The following is a 15,103-nucleotide window of genomic DNA, read 5'->3' as shown; positions in this document are numbered from 1 at the left end:
GATGACGGCGCTGCCCACCCTCGCCGTGGTCGGAGCGACAGGTGCCGTCGGCACCGTGATGTGTGAGCTGCTCACCGGGCGGCGCAACGTCTGGGGTGAGATCCGACTGCTCGCCTCCGAACGCTCCGTCGGGCGCCGGGTGCGCTGCCGGGGCGAAGAACTGGTCGTCCAGGCGCTGACCCCCGAGGCGTTCGACGGGGTCCAGGTGGCCATGTTCGACGTGCCCGACGACGTCTCCGCCGAGTGGGCACCGATCGCCGTCGCCCAGGGCGCGATCGCCGTCGACAACTCCGGCGCGTTCCGGATGGACCGCGACGTCCCGCTGGTCGTCCCGGAGATCAACCCCGAGCAGGTCCGCAACCGGCCCCGCGGCATCATCGCCAACGCCAACTGCACCACCCTCGCGATGATCGTGGCGGTCGCGCCGCTGCACCGCGAGTACGGCCTACGAGAGCTGGTCCTCGCCTCCTACCAGGCAGTCTCCGGAGCCGGCAAGTCCGGCGTCGACATCCTCCACGACCAGCTCGCCAAGGTCGCCGGCGATCGGGCACTCGGCTCACGCACCGGCGACGTACGCCAAGCGGTCGGCGACGACCTGGGCCCCTTCCCGGCACCCATGGCGCTCAACGTGGTGCCCTGGGCCGGCTCCCCGGCGGACAGCGGCTGGTCCTCGGAAGAAATGAAGATCCGCAACGAGTCGCGAAAGATCCTCGGCCTCCCCGACCTCAAGGTCTCCGCCACCTGCGTCCGGGTGCCGGTGGTCACCGCCCACTCGGTCGCCGTGCACGCGGTCTTCGCCAGCGAGGTCGATGCCGAGGGCGCCCGCGAGGCGCTGCGCAACGCCCCCGGGGTGATCCTGGTCGACGACCCGGCAGCCGGGGAGTTCCCGATGCCGATCGACGCCGTCGGCACCGACCCGTCCTGGGTCGGCCGCATCCGCCGCGCCCTGGACGACCCCCGGGCCCTGGACTTCTTCGTCACCGGCGACAACCTCCGCAAGGGCGCGGCCCTCAACACCGCTCAGATCGCCGAACTCCTGGCCAAAGAACTCCGCACCCCCTAACCCCCACCCCCGCACCACCCCTGCCGCGCTCGCCGTCGCGCCACCCCCTGCCGCGCCGATCTTGCACTTTCTGCGCTGACAAAAGGGATTAGAGCGACAAATCCACAACAGAAAGTGCAAGATCGGCGCGGGGCGCGGGGCGCGGGCGGGGCAGGTTAGGGCGAGCGGCTGGGGGTGAGTTAGGCGGCGGAGAGTTGGACTCCGTCTCGGCCTTGGCGTTTTACCGCGTACAGAGCCTGGTCGGCTCTTCTCAGGGTGCGGTCGGGGGTTTCGCCGTGGCGGGGCAGGGCGACGCCGACGCTGATCGTGCGGCCGATGCGTCGGGCGGCCTCGGTCAGCCGTTCGGCGATCCGGACCGCCTCCTCCGGGCGGCTCACCTCGATCACCGCGACGAACTCGTCGCCGCCGATCCGGTACAACTCGTCGCCGTGTCGCAACGCCCCCTCGAGCGCGCGGGCCAACCCGACCAGCACCCGGTCCCCGGCCTGGTGGCCGTACGTGTCGTTGACGATCTTGAAGCCGTCCACGTCGATGGCCAGCAGGGCCGTACGACCGGGGGTGGCCGCCGCGATCCGCTGCCCGAACGGGCCGGTGTGCCGCAACCCGGTCAGCGGGTCCGAGCTGGCCTGCTCCCGCAGCCGGGCCAGCGTGCGCAGCCGGTCCACGCTCGTCCAGGCCTGCCCGGCGAGCAGCTCCATGAGGCTTACCGTGGTGGGGTCCGGACGCAGCGCGCCTTCGTCGGCGACAAGCAGGACCCCACCCGCCTCCGTCGGCCCGACCGGTACGGCGACGAGCGTGCGTACGCCTGCCCGGGTCAGTGGACGGTAGTCCTCGGTCGGGGGATGTTCGACTTCGCCGAGCGTGTATCCGGCGCCGTAGCGGTGTGCCCGGTCGACCATCCGGTCCAGGGCGGCCGGACCTGCCCCGGTCAGCTCGGCACGGATCCGGGTCTCCAGGTCGCTCGGCGTCGCCGGGGACGGGCCCAGTTGACCGCCGATCAGCATCAGCGCGGTGGAGAGGGTGGAGACCTCGCGGGCGGCGCGGGCGGTCGCCCCCATCACCTCTCCCTCGGTCGGTGCGGAGGAGAGCGCGGCGGCGTGCCGGAGCAGCTTCTCGCTGCGGCTCTCCGCCGGGGGGCCACCGAGGGCGGCGATCCGCGCACCGAGCCCGTCGGCCAGCCGCTGCGCGGTGTCCCGCCACGGCTCCAGGTCGGTCGGCTCACTCCACTGGAGGTCGAGTACGCCGATCGCAAGGCCCGTCGGGTCCAGCACCGGTACGCACAGCTCGGCGGTCACGTCCGGGCGTACCGGCAGGTAGTCGGGGTCGACCGTGACGTCCGGGACGACGGCGGGAGCGCCGGTGGCGTACACCCGGCCGACGATGCCGGTCCGCGCCGGCACTGTCGCGAAGACCTGCCATGCCCCGGTCGCCGCGACGCAGCGCAGGCGGTCGTGGGCTGCGAGCAGCACGGAGATGGTGGCCGGGGTGTGGCGGGACAGCGCGGTGACCGTCCACCGGCACGCCTCCGGCGTGCTCGACGCCATCGGCAGGCGGACGGTGACGTCACGGATGACTCGCTGATGATCCACTCGCACGTCGTTCCAGGTAGGGGAGGGGCCGGCTGACGCCGAACCGCTCGATCAAGCGTACTCACGGCGGCGGGCCGGCCGAGCCTCGTACACATGTGCTATCCACAGGCTGTGGACGCAGCCTGTGGACGCCGCCACCGGGAGGCCGCGCCTGGCGATAACCTGAGCGCCCCGGCGCCGAGGAGGCGGGCACATGCTCATCGCTCATCTCAGTGACCCCCACCTGACCACCGGCCTGCTCGCCGCCGAACCGGCTGCCGGGCTGCACCGAGCGCTCGGCCGGGTGCTCGCGTTGCGGCCCCGCCCGGACTGCCTGGTGATCACCGGCGACCTGGCCGACCACGGCCGACCCGAGGAGTACGCGGCGCTGCGCGAGGTGATCGGCGCGTTTCCGCTGCCGGTGCACCTGACCACCGGTAACCATGACGACCGGGAGTCGCTGCTCGACGCGTTCGGGGGCACGCCGTGGCTCGGCGGCGGCTACTCGGCCTACTACCACGTCGACCACGAAGCGGTGTCCCTCGTGGTGCTCGACTCGCTCGTCCCGGGCAGTGACGGCGGCAAGCTCGGCGAGGAGCAGCTCAGCTGGCTCGACGGGGTGCTGGCCGGGCGGCCCGAGGTGCCCGCCGTGCTCTTCCTGCACCACCCGCCGGTCGCGGTCGGCATCCCGGCGGCGGACACCATCCGGCTCGCCGACGGGGACGCGCTCGCCGAGGTCATCGGCCGGCACCGGCACGTCGTCCGGGTCGCCGCCGGCCACCTGCACCGCCCGGTCACCACGGCGTACGCGGGCACTGTCCTCACCGTGGCCCCCAGCACCTGGAAGCAGAGCACGCTCACCATGAGCGCCGACGAGCAGATCGGTTGGGTGCACGAACCCACCGCCTTCCTGCTGCACGCGGTCGAGGCCGGCGGCTGTGTGACCCACACCGTGCAGGTCAGCCACTCCACCGGGCAGACCTGCGGCTTCTGAGGGCGTCATGCTGGTCTGGTACGTCTCGTACGGCTCGAACATGCACGCCGCCCGGCTGGCCTGGTACATCGGTGGCGGCTGCCCACCTGGCGGAAAGCGGACGTACCCGGGCTGCCGGGACCGGCGTCCACCGAGCCGGACCGCACCGGTGTCGCTGCCCGGCGGCATCTACTTCGCCGGCGAGTCCGGTGCCTGGACCGGCGGTATGGCCTTCTACGACCCGCACCTGCCGGGCGAGGCGGCGGCCCGCGCCTACCTGGTCACCCTGGAACAGTTCACCGACATCGCGGCCCAGGAGATGTACCGCCCGCCGGGCGACACGTCCGACCTGATCCCGGCGACCGGCGAGGCCATCGACGATGCCGTCGCCAACGGGCGCGCCACCCTGGGCCCTGGTCGGTACGAGACGCTCATCTGCCCGGGTAGCCGCGACGGCGTCCCGCTGCTCACCTTCACCGCCCCCGAGGGGGCGTCAGCAGTGCGGTGCCGACCACCCGCGCCGATCTACCTCGGCATGATCGCCCGAGGGCTGCGCGAGTCGCACGGCTGGCCGGCTGAGCGGATCACCACCTACCTGGCGGCCCGGCCCGGCGTGGCGGGTGCCTGGCCGCCGGCCGCCGTAGCGGCAGTCGTCGACGAGGCGCTGGTCGACGACTGACCCGCCGGATCTGGTGCCGGACGTCAGCCGAGCAGGAACTCGCGCAGCGCGGGGGCCAGCGTCGTCGGCGGCACGTCGTGGTAGCCGCCGTCGAGGCTGACGGACCGGCCACCCGGGACCGCCTCGGCCGCCGCCCGGCTCGCGTCCCGCAACCACTGTGGACTGCCGGTGCTGTCCACGCCGAGAGTCGGCACGGTGATGGCCGCCAGCCGGTCGGCGGGGAGCCGCCCTCCGGCGGTGATGATCGAGTCATACACCAGGGTGTGCGCGACCGCCGTCAGCCCACCCCACATCGGTTGCGAGCGCATCCCGGTGATCTGCTCCGCCGGCAGGCCCACCGAGGCGCTGAGGAAGGTCTCCACGGCCGTGTCCCGGTCGTCGGCGGCGAGCAGCTCGATGAGCTGCGGGGTGATGTCCGTGCGGACGCCCACGTGCGGCCCGACCTGGAACGGTGGCTCGAACAGGACCAACCTGGTCACCGGCAGGCCCTGGGCGGTGGCGAGGGCCGCCAGGACGGCCCCGGAGGAGATGCCGTAGACGGCGGCGGAACCACCCGCCGCCGCGATCAGGGCGGCCAGGTCGTCGATCTCACGGCCGATCTCGTACGGTGCGGTGTCGCCGCTGAAGCCCCGACCCCGACGGTCGTAGCCGAAGGTGGTGAAATCCGTCGCGAGTGCCGCACCCAGGTCGCGGGTCGCGTTGCGATCGCTGAACGCGCCACCGACCAGGATGATCGCCGGCCCGGCACCCGACCGTTCGAACGCGATGGGTGTGCCGTCGGCCGACCGCACCTGCTCCGTCACCGGTGTCGCTCCGCTCACCATGTCGCCCCCAGCCCTCGATTGTCGTCCCGTCCTTTCTAGACCCTCGGTCGGACACTGTCCGGCGGATCGCGCGATCCCGGCCCCGGCGTACGCGCTGCTCCGGTCTGCTGCCCGAGTCGACCGCCGGGCGTCCGGATGAGAGGCTGTCGGGGCGGGCGGCCATGCTCGATCCACCGCAATCCGCGACCCCTTCGACGGCGTCCGTCGGCGGCCCCGGTCGACTCAGAGGCCGGGCACCGTACGCGCCGATTCTCACGAGGAGATCCATGTACATACCCGGGATGCGTCGGGCCGCAGTTGGCCTGACCGCGCTCGCGGTGGCCGCTTTCGGCGCGGTCGCCACCAGCCCTGAGCAAGCCGACGCGCGGCCGAAGCCGGTCGACGTCACCCTGCTCGCCCTCAACGACTTCCACGGCAACCTCGAACCGCCGAGCGGGTCCAGCGGCACCATCGCCGGGCAGACCGCGGGCGGCGTCGAGTACCTGGCCACCCACCTTGCCGAGCTGCGAGCCGCAGCCAAGAAGAAGAACACCATCACTGTCGCCGCCGGTGACCTGATCGGCGCGTCCCCGCTGCTCTCGGCGGCGTTCCACGACGAGCCGACGATCGAGGCGCTGAGCATGGCCGGGCTGGACTACGCCAGCGTCGGCAACCACGAGTTCGACGAAGGCGCCGCCGAGCTGCTGCGAATCCAGAACGGCGGCTGCCACCCGGTCGACGGCTGCATCGACGGCACCCCGTACCGCGGGGCCGGCTTCCAGTACCTGTCCGCGAACGCCTTCACGACCGCGACCGGCAAGCCGCTGATGGCGCCGTACGCGATCCACAAGGTGCAGGGCGTCAAGGTCGGCTTCATCGGCATGACCCTGGAGGGCACCCCGCAGATCGTCAGCCAGCAGGGCGTCGCCGGCCTCACCTTCGCCGACGAGGCGGACACCGCCAACCGGTACGCCCGTGAACTGCGCCGCAAGGGCGTACAGGCGATCGTCGTCCTGCTCCACGAGGGCGGCACCCAGGCCGCGACCGGCGGGATCAACGACTGCGTCGGCATGACCGGCCCCATTGTGGACATCACCAACCGGATGGACCCGTCGATCGACGTGGTGGTCAGCGGGCACACCCACCAGGCGTACAACTGCGACATCAACGGCAAGCTGGTCACCAGTGCCAGCTCGTTCGGTCGCCTGGTCACCGACATCGACCTCAAGATCGATCGCCGGAGCGGCGACGTGATCTCCGCCGCCGCGAACAACGTCGTGGTCAGCCGCGACGTCGCCAAGGACCCGAGGCAGACCGCGCTGATCAACCGGTACAAGACGGTGCTCGGCCCGGTCGCCGGACGCCAGGTCGGCGAAACCACCACCGCGATCACCAAGACCCAGGAAACCCTCTTCGGTACGAGTCTGGGCGAATCACCACTGGGCAACCTGATCGCCGACGCGCAACTCGCCGCCACCGACGACGAACAGGGTGCCGTCGCCGCCTTCATGAACCCTGGTGGGGTCCGAGCCGACCTGAACGCCGGCCCGGTCACCTACGAGGAGGCGTTCACGGTCCAGCCGTTCGCCAACAACCTGGTCACACTGGACCTCACCGGAGCGCAGCTCTACTGCGTCCTGGAACAACAGTTCGTCACCGGTCGGACCCTGTACCCCTCTGCCACCGTCGGCTACGTTGTCGACCCGAACGGCACCACCGGTACGGTCGCCGACCCCTGCGCCGGCACCCGCGTGGTCCGGGGCAGCCTCACCCTCGGCGGCACCGCCGTCGACACGGCCGCCACCTACCGGGTGACGGTGAACAACTTCCTGGCCGGCGGCGGTGACGGCTTCAGCGCCCTCACCGGCGGGACGAACCTCGTCACCGGCCAGATCGACCTGGACGCCTTCGTGGACTACCTGACCGCCCAGTCGCCGGTCTCCGCGCCGACGCTGGACCGGATCCGCACCACCGCCGAGGTCCCCGCCGCCTGACGGCCGACCCCGTGACAATCGGGCCCCGGAGCTGGTGCTCCGGGGCCCGACCCGTCCCCGCCACCACCGCGACCCGCGCTGCGGCCGACTGCGCGCATACGCAAACGTGCGCGCCTGCGCGCGCTCGCCAAGTAGGCGCCCGAACATGGATGTAGTGGTGTCGAGGGCGCCGGGATGCCACTACATCCAGGTTCGAGCGCGATCTCGGTGCCGGGCAGATCAAGACCCGCGCAACATCAGGGATGTTGCGGCCTCAGCCGGGCGGGAGGCAGCAACATCCGGGAAGGTGCTCGGATCTTGTTGCGGGGTGCGGGGTGCGGGGTGCGTGTCAGAGGGCCGCCGGGTGTCGCGCGCCGAGCGGGGGTGGTCGAGGTCAGGCCGGGGTGGGCGCGGGGGCGGTGGACGCCGGGGCGGTCCTCGCGAGGCCGTCCTGCTCGGTCGTGAGCAGTCGGCGGAGGGAGAGCGCGACAAGCGAGGCGACCAGGCAGCCGCCGACCACTGTGGCCACCCAGACCATGCCGTTGGCGGCACCGATGAGTGGGCCGGCGGTCACCGGGCCGATCACACCGCTGATTCCGAAGATCATCGAACTCATGGCGTTGTACCGGCCGCGTAGTTCGTCGGTGGCCAGCGCGTTTGTCAGTGCGGGCATCACCGGGGACAGCATCGTCTCGCCGAAGCCGAAGATCGCCGAGCAGAGCACCACGCACAGGGCGGCCAGCACGGCGTTCTTCCCGCTGACCAGACCGGCGGCGCCGAGGACCAGCCAGGCGGCGGCGAACACCGCCCCCACCACCGCCAGTGCCCGGGTGCGGCTGCGCCCCTCGATCCGGCGGATCACCAGCAGTTGCGCGAGCACGATCATCATGGTGTTGGCCGCCAGCGCCCAGGCCACGACCCGCGGGTTCACCTCGGCCACCCGCACCGCGTACGCGGCGAAACCCACCTCGACCTGCGCGTACCCGCAGGTGGTGAGGATCAGCCCGAAGATCACCAGTCGGCGGAACGGGCGGTCACGGAGCACTGTCAGGTAGCCGCCGGCCGAGGGTTCGCCGACGCCTCGACGCTTGCCGAGCCGGTGACCCACCCCGGGCAGGGTGAGCAGGATCAGCGCCGGCATCAGGTAGGTCACCGCGTCCAGCAGGTAGATCGTCTGGAACGTGCCGGGCCGGGCGGTGTCGACGATCGCGCCGGAGGTCATGCCGCCGATGCCGATGCCGAGGTTGAGCAGGGCGAAGTTCAGCCCGAAGACGCGTTGCTGCTCATCGTCGTCGGTCAACGACGCGAGGATGGTGTTCTGCCCGGACCAGATCGCCGAGCTGCCGATGGCGATCACCGTCATCACCAGCAGCGCCGAGCCGGTCGAGTGGACGAGCGCGAGCGAGCCGGTGCCGATCGCCTCGATCAGCAGGCAGGGCACCACCACCCGTCGGGCGCCGATCCGGTCGATCAACGTCCCGCCCAGCGGCGACAGGGCCAGCGTGACAACGCCGTACCAACCGATGACGAGCCCGGCGCGGGTGTCGGTGAGCCCGCGTACGTCGGTCAGGTAGATGAAGAGGAACGGCAGGGTCAGCCCTCGCCCGACCGCCGACAGCAGAGTGCCGATGAGAAGACGGCGAGCTTCCGGACGACGGGGCAGGACGCGACGCAGCATTCCGGCATTCTGTTCGGTGGGTCTGACGCCGCGCGAACCGTTTTGGCAAACGCCGCAGGGTCACCGGGACCGTCAGGTGACCAATTCCACGCTGATCCCCTCGCCGTGATCGTGGTCGGTCGGGTGTCCGCCGGGTCTGCGATGCTGGCTGGATGACCGGCACCTGGCGACATCTGCCCGCTACCGCCCGCGCCATCGCGGTGACCGCGACGGCGGCCGTAGCCGCCGCCCAGGCCCGTGACGGTCAGGCGTACGACGAGGCGGTCGGCGGTCTCGCCGCTGACGAGCGTTCCGGGCTGGTCCTCGGCGCGGTGGTCCGTTTGCTGTTGGAGGAGAGCCACCCGGACGGGTTGACCGGCGACGACATCCGCCAGGTGCTGACCCAATGTGTACAGGAGTCGGCGCGGTGGCGGTCGGATGTCGATCCGCACGTGGTGCTCGTACTGCTGGCTGGCGCACTGGGGGTTTACGACCCCGACGGCGACGAGTCGCCGCCGGACGCGTCGGTGCTGGCCCGACACGCCCCGCTGCTGGTGGCCGACCTGTTGGCGGCGACACGTGTGCCGTTGAACGACTACCTGTCCGCCGCGTTCACGGAGATCGAGCGCACCGAGCGGCAGGACTGATCGGCCCACGCCACCTCGACGAGGCGGGGCGCGGACGTGCGTCAGTAGGGTCGAAGGCGGAAGCCGGGTCGCCAGTCGACCCGGCCGCCGTGACATCCGTGGTCGTGCCGTCGCCGGTCAGCACTCGCTACGGGGCGGTACTCGCTGTCGTCGAAGCCCAGACAAGGAAGATGATCGTCGCGACGACCCCGGTGACCGCGACCAGACCGGCCGCCAGGGCCGCACGAGGCGAGTCGCGTGCGCGGAGCTCGAAGGCAGCGGTGATGGTGAACAGCAACGCAAACCCCTCGGATGCGGCGAGAGCCAGTAGTCCGACGAAGCTCAGCATGCCCTCGACCATGTCGTTGCCAAGAAGGATCATCCGGGCGCTGTAGGCCGCTCCGGCCCAGAACACCGCCGCCGCGCTTACCAACAGGTACATGGCCAGGAGGGAGAGGAAGGTGGTGGGGCCGCCCACGGGGTTCGCCAGGGGCGCCGCTGCCGTGGTGTCCGGCGGGATCGACGGTTGAGGCGCCTGCGGGTGGGTCATACGCGGACGTTAATCACGCTGGCGCAGTACGGGAATCGGTCGACAGGGCTTGCCGGACAAGACCAAAAGGGGCCTCGGCGGCTGTACGGCTACCCGCACGCCATGCGGGCCTTCCAGCCCGAGGAAGGTGACCGAGGCGGCCGGCCCACGCTCAGCTTCGGACGCGCCTTGGCTGACGCTCCGGGTAGCTGCGCGGCCGGCAGGCAACACCGAGCGTTCCAGATCGACACCGTGGAAGTCTCAGTGCCGCCACATGCGCCGGGCGCAGGTCGGTTACGCCTATCGCCTCGGTTTCCCCTGGTCAGAGACTCTGCGGCGGCGGCTCCTCGCGCTTCCGACGACTGCTCCGGTGCCAGCAATCAGGAGGAACAGACCAAACGCCAGCCCGAGGTAGAGCAGACGGTCGGCCGCGGCAGCCTCCTTGGCGTACTGCTGCGCCATCTCTGGGGTCGGGTCCTGGTAAGGGATCGTCGCTCCCATGCAGCAGGCGAACAGCGGAAGCACGATTCCCCCGCCGATCATGAGCCAACCAACTACCCCAACAACCCCCGGCCGTCGCATGATTCGATGATCAACGAAGAGGCCCGAAACCTCTACCGGCCGCTCGTGCCGTCTCAAGGACGACCATGGGTCGTCGACCTGTCACCGCCAATTCGCCGACGCGGCTGACATGCTTCCCGCTGACCAGCTCCGACCGGTGCTGCTCCAGGGGCGCGCCGACCGGCGAGGCGTGTCACCCAGAAAACACTTGAGGGCACATCCACGGATCGGATGTGCCCTCATACCTCTGGTCGGGGTGGCCGGATTCGAACCGACGACCTCTTCGTCCCGAACGAAGCGCGCTACCAAGCTGCGCCACACCCCGAGGCGTGCCGACAAATAGTAGCCCACCCGCCCCGATGGTCAAACTCGGTACCCCGCCAGCGCGCTCGACGCACGCGCCGGCTCTTCGATGATCGACTCGGGTTCAAGGAAACCGGGCCTTCGCGGCGACCAGGACACCCCGACTTCCAGGAAATCGACTCGATCAAGGCCCGCGGCCCGTTGCCGGGGTCAGCGGGGGATGAGGGTCAGGATGCTGGCTTCCGGGGGGCAGGCGAAGCGGACCGGGGCGGTCGGGTGGGTGCCGAGGCCGGCGGAGACGTGCAGCCAGGAGTCGGAGCCCGGCCACCGGTGCAGACCCTGGGCCATGGAGCGGGGCAGGCCGCAGTTGGTCACGAGCGCCCCGTAGCCAGGCACGCAGACCTGACCGCCGTGGGTGTGCCCGGCGAGCATCAGGCCGAAGCCGTCGGCGGCCATCTGGTCGAGCACCCGTGGTTCGGGTGAGTGTGTCACCGCGATGGACAGGTCGGCCGAGGAGGAGACCGCACCGGCCACTGAGGGGTAGTTGTCCCGGTCGATGTGCGGGTCGTCGACTCCCACCACATCGAGTTGCCGGCCGCCGGCCTTGAGCATGGTCCGGGCGTTGTTGAGGTCGGCCCAGCCGGCGCCGGTGAAGACCTGGCGCAGTTCCTCATAGGGCAGCTCGACGCCTTCGGTGTACTCCCGGTCGGGCAGGAAGTAGGTGAAGGGGTTCTTGAGCACCGGCCCGGTGTAGTCGTTGGAGCCGAACACGAACGCGCCGGGGTAGTCCAGCAGCGGTTGCAGGGCCCGCAGCACCCCGGGCACGGCGGCCGGGTGTGCCATGTTGTCGCCGGTCACCACCACTAGGTCGGGGTCGAGGGCGGCCAGCGAGGCCACCCAGCGCTGCTTACGCGCCTGGTCGGGCATCATGTGCAGGTCCGACAGGTGCAGCACGCGCAGTGGCTCCGCGTCGGCCGGGAGCACCGGCACGTCGTACCGCCGGAGGGTGAACATGTTGCGTTCGATGAGCGACGCGTACGCGAGGGTGGCCGCGCCGATCGTGGCGGTTCCGGCGGCGAGCCGGAATAGTGTGCGCTTTCGCATGGCGTTCAGGGTAGTTTGACCGTCCATGAGCACGCTGAAGGACCGCCTCACTGCCGACATGCGTTCCGCGCTCAAGGCGCGCGACGAGCTGACCACCTCCACGCTGCGGATGGCCCTGGCCGCCGTTGGCACTGCCGAGGTCGCCGGCAAGGCCAAGCGCGAGCTCACCGATGACGAGGTGCTCGCGGTGCTGACCAAGGAAGCCAAGAAGCGTCGGGAGGCGTCCACCGCCTTCGCCGAGGCCGGCCGCGCCGAGCAGGCCGCGAAGGAGACCGCCGAGGGTGAGGTGCTGGACCGGTACCTGCCGAAGCAGCTCTCCGACGCCGACCTGACCGAGCTGGTGTCGGGGGCGCTCGCCGCTGGCGGCTTCACCGGCAAGACCCAGATGGGCCCGGCGATGAAGGCGGCCCAGGCCGCGGTGGCGGGCCAGGCCGAGGGTGGTCGGGTCGCCGCCGAGGTACGCCGACAGCTCGGTCTCTGACCCGGCAGGGTCGGCGGGCGTGGCACCGGCGGTAGGCGTGGCCGCTCACTGATCCGCACAGACGAAACGGGCGGGCACCCGAGGAGGCTGCCCGCCCGTTGTGTCCTGTGCGGTCGGCTCAGCCGTTCGGACGGCCGTTGCCGGGTCGCCCGGGTTGGTTGCCGGGTTGACCGCCCGGACTGCCACCGGTGTTGCCCGGCGTGCCGCCGCCGCTGCTGACCTGGATGGTGACCACACCATTCTTTATGGTGCGGCCGTCCGGGCTGGTGCCGGCCGCGTCGCCCGCCTTGCAGGAGGACGGCACCTTGGCACTGGAGACGACCGGCTCGAAGCCGGCGCCCTTGAGCCGGGACTTCGCCTGATCCACCGATACGCACTTCACGTCGGGGATGCTGCGCTGGTCACCCTCAGAGATCTTCTGGCCGGGCTCCTCGAACTGGATCCGCGGTTTGCCCTTCATGGCGTCCCGCAGGGTTTCGTAGACCGGCGGGTTGATGCCGTCCTTCTGGGCGTGCTTCATCTTGACGTTCGTCTGCGGCCAGTCCGGGTCGGCCATGATGCCGGCCACCGAGTACTGCTTGGTCATGGCGACCAGGGCGGCCGTCTTCTCCGAGTCGGTGGTGCCGGACTTACCGGCCACCGGCGCGTCGACGATGCTCTTCACGACGCCTGCCGTACGGCTGCCACCGCACTTGGTGGTGTCGGAGTTGTCGCCGACCGGGCAGCGGGCGGCGTCCACGGCGGCTCGGGCCACCTCGGTGCTGAACCGCTTCTCGCAGCGCGGGTTGGCGATGTCGAGCTTGTTGCCCTCCGGGTCCCGGATTTCCTGCACCGGGATCGGCTCGCAGTACTTGCCGTCGGCCGCGAGGGTCGCGTACGCGTTGGCCAGGTCGAGCGGGGTGGTGGAGGAGACGCCGAGGGTGAAGGCACCCCACTGGTGGGCAGCTTCCTTGGTCGCGGCGAACTCGGCGTCCTTGCTCGCCCGGAACTGGATGCCGGCCCGTCGGGCGGCGTCGACCACGTTCTCCGCACCGACCTGCTGCTGCAGCGGGACGAAGTAGGTGTTGATCGACGCGCTGAAGGCGCTCCACATGTTCTGCACGCCGCCGGCCTTGAGGCCGGAGTTGGTCGGGCAGTAGAAGTGGGTGCCCTTGCACGCCGCCGGGCTGCTGCTGTCGATGATGTATTCCGACTTGAACTGCTGCGGCGCGTTCATCGAATAGCCGAGCGGGATGCCCTTCTCCAGTGCGGCGACGATGCTGAAGATCTTGAAGGTCGAGCCGGCCTGGTATCCGGTGATGCCGTTGCCGCCGGTGAGCAGCGGGTTGACAGTCGCCGGGTAGTTGCCCCGAATCTTCTTCTTGCTCTTCGCGGGATCGCTGGAGATCTTGTTCTTCGGGTTCTTCGGGTCGTCGAGCTTGAACTGGCGGTTGACGGCGAGCGCCCGTACCCGGCCGGTGCCGGGCTCCACGACCGCGACCATTGCCGCTTCCTTGCTGTTCACGCTCTTCGCCTTACGGACCGCCTTGTCCGCGCCCCGCTGGGCCTGGACGTCGATCGAGGTCACGACGGTGTAGCCGCCGCTCTTGAGCCGGCGCTCCCGGTCGTACGTGGTCGAGCCGAACGTCTCCTGGTCCATCCACCAGCGGTAGAAGTAGTCGCAGAAGAAGCCCCACTCGTTGACGTTCGCGGCGACGCAGCCGTTCGGGGTGCGCTTGTCCTTCACCACCAGCTTGGTCGCCTTGGCGGCATCCGCCTCCTGCTGGGTGATGGCCTTGGTGTCGACCATGTTCTGGATGACGTAGTTGCGCCGATCCAGCGCGAGCGGGTAACCGGCCTCGGTGGTCGGGTCGTTCGTCGTCGGCGCCTTGACCATGCCGGCCAGCAACGCCGCTTCCTCGATCTTCAGCTTGCTCGGCGGCTTACCGAAGTAGACCTGGCTGGCGGCGTAGATGCCGTACGCGCCGTTGCCGAACGAGGCGAGGTTGAGGTAGCGGGTGAGGATGTCGTCCTTGGAGAATTCCTTGTCGACCTGGAGGGCCAGCCGCATCTCACGGAGCTTTCGGGCGCTGGTGTCCTCGGTCGCCGCGACCACGTCCGCCGGGTGGGTCGCCGAGTAGGCGATGGCCAGCCGGACGTACTGCATGGTCAGCGTCGAGGCGCCCTGCCGGCCGGAGCCCTCGGCCTGGTTGTTGACGAACGCGCGGGCGACACCGTTGATGTCGACGCCGTTGTGTTTGTAGAAGTCATGGTCCTCGGCCGCGATGATGGCCTTCTGCATAGGCACCGAGATGTCGGGGAGCTTCACGTCCCGTCGGTTCTCGTCGTACATCGTCGCGAGCGGTGTCTTGCCGTCCGAGGCCAGCAGGTAACTGATCTGTGGCGCGCGGGCCACCGTCAGCTCCGTGGGCAGGGCACCGAATGTCTCGGCACCGGCCTTCGCGGCCAGGCCGGACATCGCTACCGCGGGGAAGGCCGCCGCAGCGACCACCACGCCGGCCAGCAGGCCACACACGAGTAGCGATGCGGCGTTGGTCAGCACATTGTGGTCACGTTTCCGCATCCAGGTCACCTCGACAGGGTACGCGAGTAGGGAACGAGGGGCGCTGGGGCGTTCTTTCCCCATTTCCTGCGCGCGCTGCCCTCGTTGTGCTAAACGCACGACCCCCGGTACTTGGTTGCGTGTGACCTGGCGCGAGTCTCCTCCGATTCGGTGAGGAGGCGCAGCGTTATCGCCGACCTCGGCGGGGTAACCGGCGGTTGAAGGCCCGGGAAGCCGGGAG

The 15,103-nt window shown here is 70.3% G+C and carries 12 protein-coding genes and 1 tRNA gene; 6 read left to right on the top strand and 7 right to left on the bottom strand.

Annotated features, from left to right (window positions below; all coding sequences use genetic code 11):
* The first annotated feature begins 1 nt into the window (after position 1).
* Positions 2-1,063 (top strand): aspartate-semialdehyde dehydrogenase, encoded by a 1,062-nt coding sequence (locus ABZ406_RS04160; protein WP_357755863.1) that lies wholly within the window; start codon positions 2-4, stop codon positions 1,061-1,063.
* A 179-nt stretch (positions 1,064-1,242) separates the two neighbouring features.
* On the opposite strand, the gene ABZ406_RS04155 is transcribed toward ABZ406_RS04160, so the two are convergent.
* Entirely contained in the window at positions 1,243-2,652 is a 1,410-nt protein-coding gene (locus tag ABZ406_RS04155) for a sensor domain-containing diguanylate cyclase (RefSeq protein ID WP_357755862.1), read from the bottom strand.
* Between the two features lie 193 nt (positions 2,653-2,845).
* On the opposite strand from ABZ406_RS04155, the gene ABZ406_RS04150 reads away from it, so the two are divergent.
* Both ABZ406_RS04150 and ABZ406_RS04145 read left to right on the top strand, forming a co-directional pair.
* The gene (locus ABZ406_RS04150) at positions 2,846-3,625 is read left to right on the top strand and encodes a phosphodiesterase (RefSeq protein WP_357755861.1); all 780 of its coding nucleotides are present in this window, start codon (positions 2,846-2,848) and stop codon (positions 3,623-3,625) included.
* Positions 3,626-3,632: 7 nt separating this feature from the next.
* The gene (locus tag ABZ406_RS04145) at positions 3,633-4,283 is read left to right on the top strand and encodes a histone deacetylase (RefSeq protein WP_357755860.1); all 651 of its coding nucleotides are present in this window, start codon (positions 3,633-3,635) and stop codon (positions 4,281-4,283) included.
* A 23-nt stretch (positions 4,284-4,306) separates the two neighbouring features.
* Here ABZ406_RS04145 and ABZ406_RS04140 read toward each other — a convergent pair whose 3' ends face one another.
* Entirely contained in the window at positions 4,307-5,086 is a 780-nt protein-coding gene (locus ABZ406_RS04140) for an alpha/beta fold hydrolase (RefSeq protein WP_357755859.1), read from the bottom strand.
* A gap of 287 nt (positions 5,087-5,373) precedes the next feature.
* On the opposite strand from ABZ406_RS04140, the gene ABZ406_RS04135 reads away from it, so the two are divergent.
* Positions 5,374-7,080: a bifunctional metallophosphatase/5'-nucleotidase gene (locus ABZ406_RS04135; RefSeq protein WP_357755858.1), complete on the top strand. Its 1,707-nt coding sequence runs from the start codon at positions 5,374-5,376 to the stop codon at positions 7,078-7,080.
* 373 nt (positions 7,081-7,453) lie between these two features.
* On the opposite strand, the gene ABZ406_RS04130 is transcribed toward ABZ406_RS04135, so the two are convergent.
* Positions 7,454-8,737: an MFS transporter gene (locus tag ABZ406_RS04130; protein WP_357755857.1), complete on the bottom strand. Its 1,284-nt coding sequence runs from the start codon at positions 8,735-8,737 to the stop codon at positions 7,454-7,456.
* 152 nt (positions 8,738-8,889) lie between these two features.
* On the opposite strand from ABZ406_RS04130, the gene ABZ406_RS04125 reads away from it, so the two are divergent.
* Positions 8,890-9,363, top strand: a complete 474-nt coding sequence (locus ABZ406_RS04125) for a hypothetical protein (RefSeq protein ID WP_357755856.1) — start codon at positions 8,890-8,892, stop codon at positions 9,361-9,363.
* Positions 9,364-9,490: 127 nt separating this feature from the next.
* Here the strand turns inward: ABZ406_RS04125 and ABZ406_RS04120 are convergent, their stop codons facing one another.
* The 3 genes from ABZ406_RS04120 to ABZ406_RS04110 form a co-directional block, all read right to left on the bottom strand.
* Positions 9,491-9,892, bottom strand: coding sequence for a hypothetical protein (locus ABZ406_RS04120; protein ID WP_357755855.1), 402 nt, complete (start codon positions 9,890-9,892; stop codon positions 9,491-9,493).
* 788 nt (positions 9,893-10,680) lie between these two features.
* Positions 10,681-10,757: transfer RNA gene (locus ABZ406_RS04115), tRNA-Pro, on the bottom strand.
* 188 nt (positions 10,758-10,945) lie between these two features.
* Positions 10,946-11,839, bottom strand: coding sequence for a metallophosphoesterase (locus tag ABZ406_RS04110; protein WP_357755854.1), 894 nt, complete (start codon positions 11,837-11,839; stop codon positions 10,946-10,948).
* A 25-nt stretch (positions 11,840-11,864) separates the two neighbouring features.
* Between ABZ406_RS04110 and ABZ406_RS04105 the strand changes: the two genes are divergently transcribed.
* Positions 11,865-12,320 carry a GatB/YqeY domain-containing protein gene (locus tag ABZ406_RS04105; protein ID WP_357755853.1) on the top strand — a complete coding sequence of 152 codons (456 nt, stop codon included), beginning with the start codon at positions 11,865-11,867 and terminating at the stop codon, positions 12,318-12,320.
* Between the two features lie 118 nt (positions 12,321-12,438).
* Here the strand turns inward: ABZ406_RS04105 and ABZ406_RS04100 are convergent, their stop codons facing one another.
* On the bottom strand, positions 12,439-14,883 hold the full coding sequence (locus ABZ406_RS04100; RefSeq protein WP_357755852.1) for a transglycosylase domain-containing protein: 2,445 nt from the start codon (positions 14,881-14,883) through the stop codon (positions 12,439-12,441).
* Positions 14,884-15,103 lie beyond the last annotated feature (220 nt).

The sequence above is a fragment of the Micromonospora sp. NPDC005710 genome (assembly GCF_040630995.1).
GTDB lineage: Bacteria > Actinomycetota > Actinomycetes > Mycobacteriales > Micromonosporaceae > Micromonospora.
Note: the sequence above shows the minus strand (reverse complement) of the source record. Positions and strands in the feature narration are given on the sequence as shown.

Coding starts and splice junctions, on each gene's coding strand:
- ABZ406_RS04100 (WP_357755852.1), bottom strand. CDS start 14,883: ATGCGGAAACGTGACCACAATGTGCTGACCAACGCCGCATCGCTACTC.
- ABZ406_RS04160 (WP_357755863.1), top strand. CDS start 2: ATGACGGCGCTGCCCACCCTCGCCGTGGTCGGAGCGACAGGTGCCGTC.
- ABZ406_RS04125 (WP_357755856.1), top strand. CDS start 8,890: ATGACCGGCACCTGGCGACATCTGCCCGCTACCGCCCGCGCCATCGCG.
- ABZ406_RS04105 (WP_357755853.1), top strand. CDS start 11,865: ATGAGCACGCTGAAGGACCGCCTCACTGCCGACATGCGTTCCGCGCTC.
- ABZ406_RS04110 (WP_357755854.1), bottom strand. CDS start 11,839: ATGCGAAAGCGCACACTATTCCGGCTCGCCGCCGGAACCGCCACGATC.
- ABZ406_RS04120 (WP_357755855.1), bottom strand. CDS start 9,892: ATGACCCACCCGCAGGCGCCTCAACCGTCGATCCCGCCGGACACCACG.
- ABZ406_RS04145 (WP_357755860.1), top strand. CDS start 3,633: ATGCTGGTCTGGTACGTCTCGTACGGCTCGAACATGCACGCCGCCCGG.
- ABZ406_RS04130 (WP_357755857.1), bottom strand. CDS start 8,737: ATGCTGCGTCGCGTCCTGCCCCGTCGTCCGGAAGCTCGCCGTCTTCTC.
- ABZ406_RS04150 (WP_357755861.1), top strand. CDS start 2,846: ATGCTCATCGCTCATCTCAGTGACCCCCACCTGACCACCGGCCTGCTC.
- ABZ406_RS04135 (WP_357755858.1), top strand. CDS start 5,374: ATGTACATACCCGGGATGCGTCGGGCCGCAGTTGGCCTGACCGCGCTC.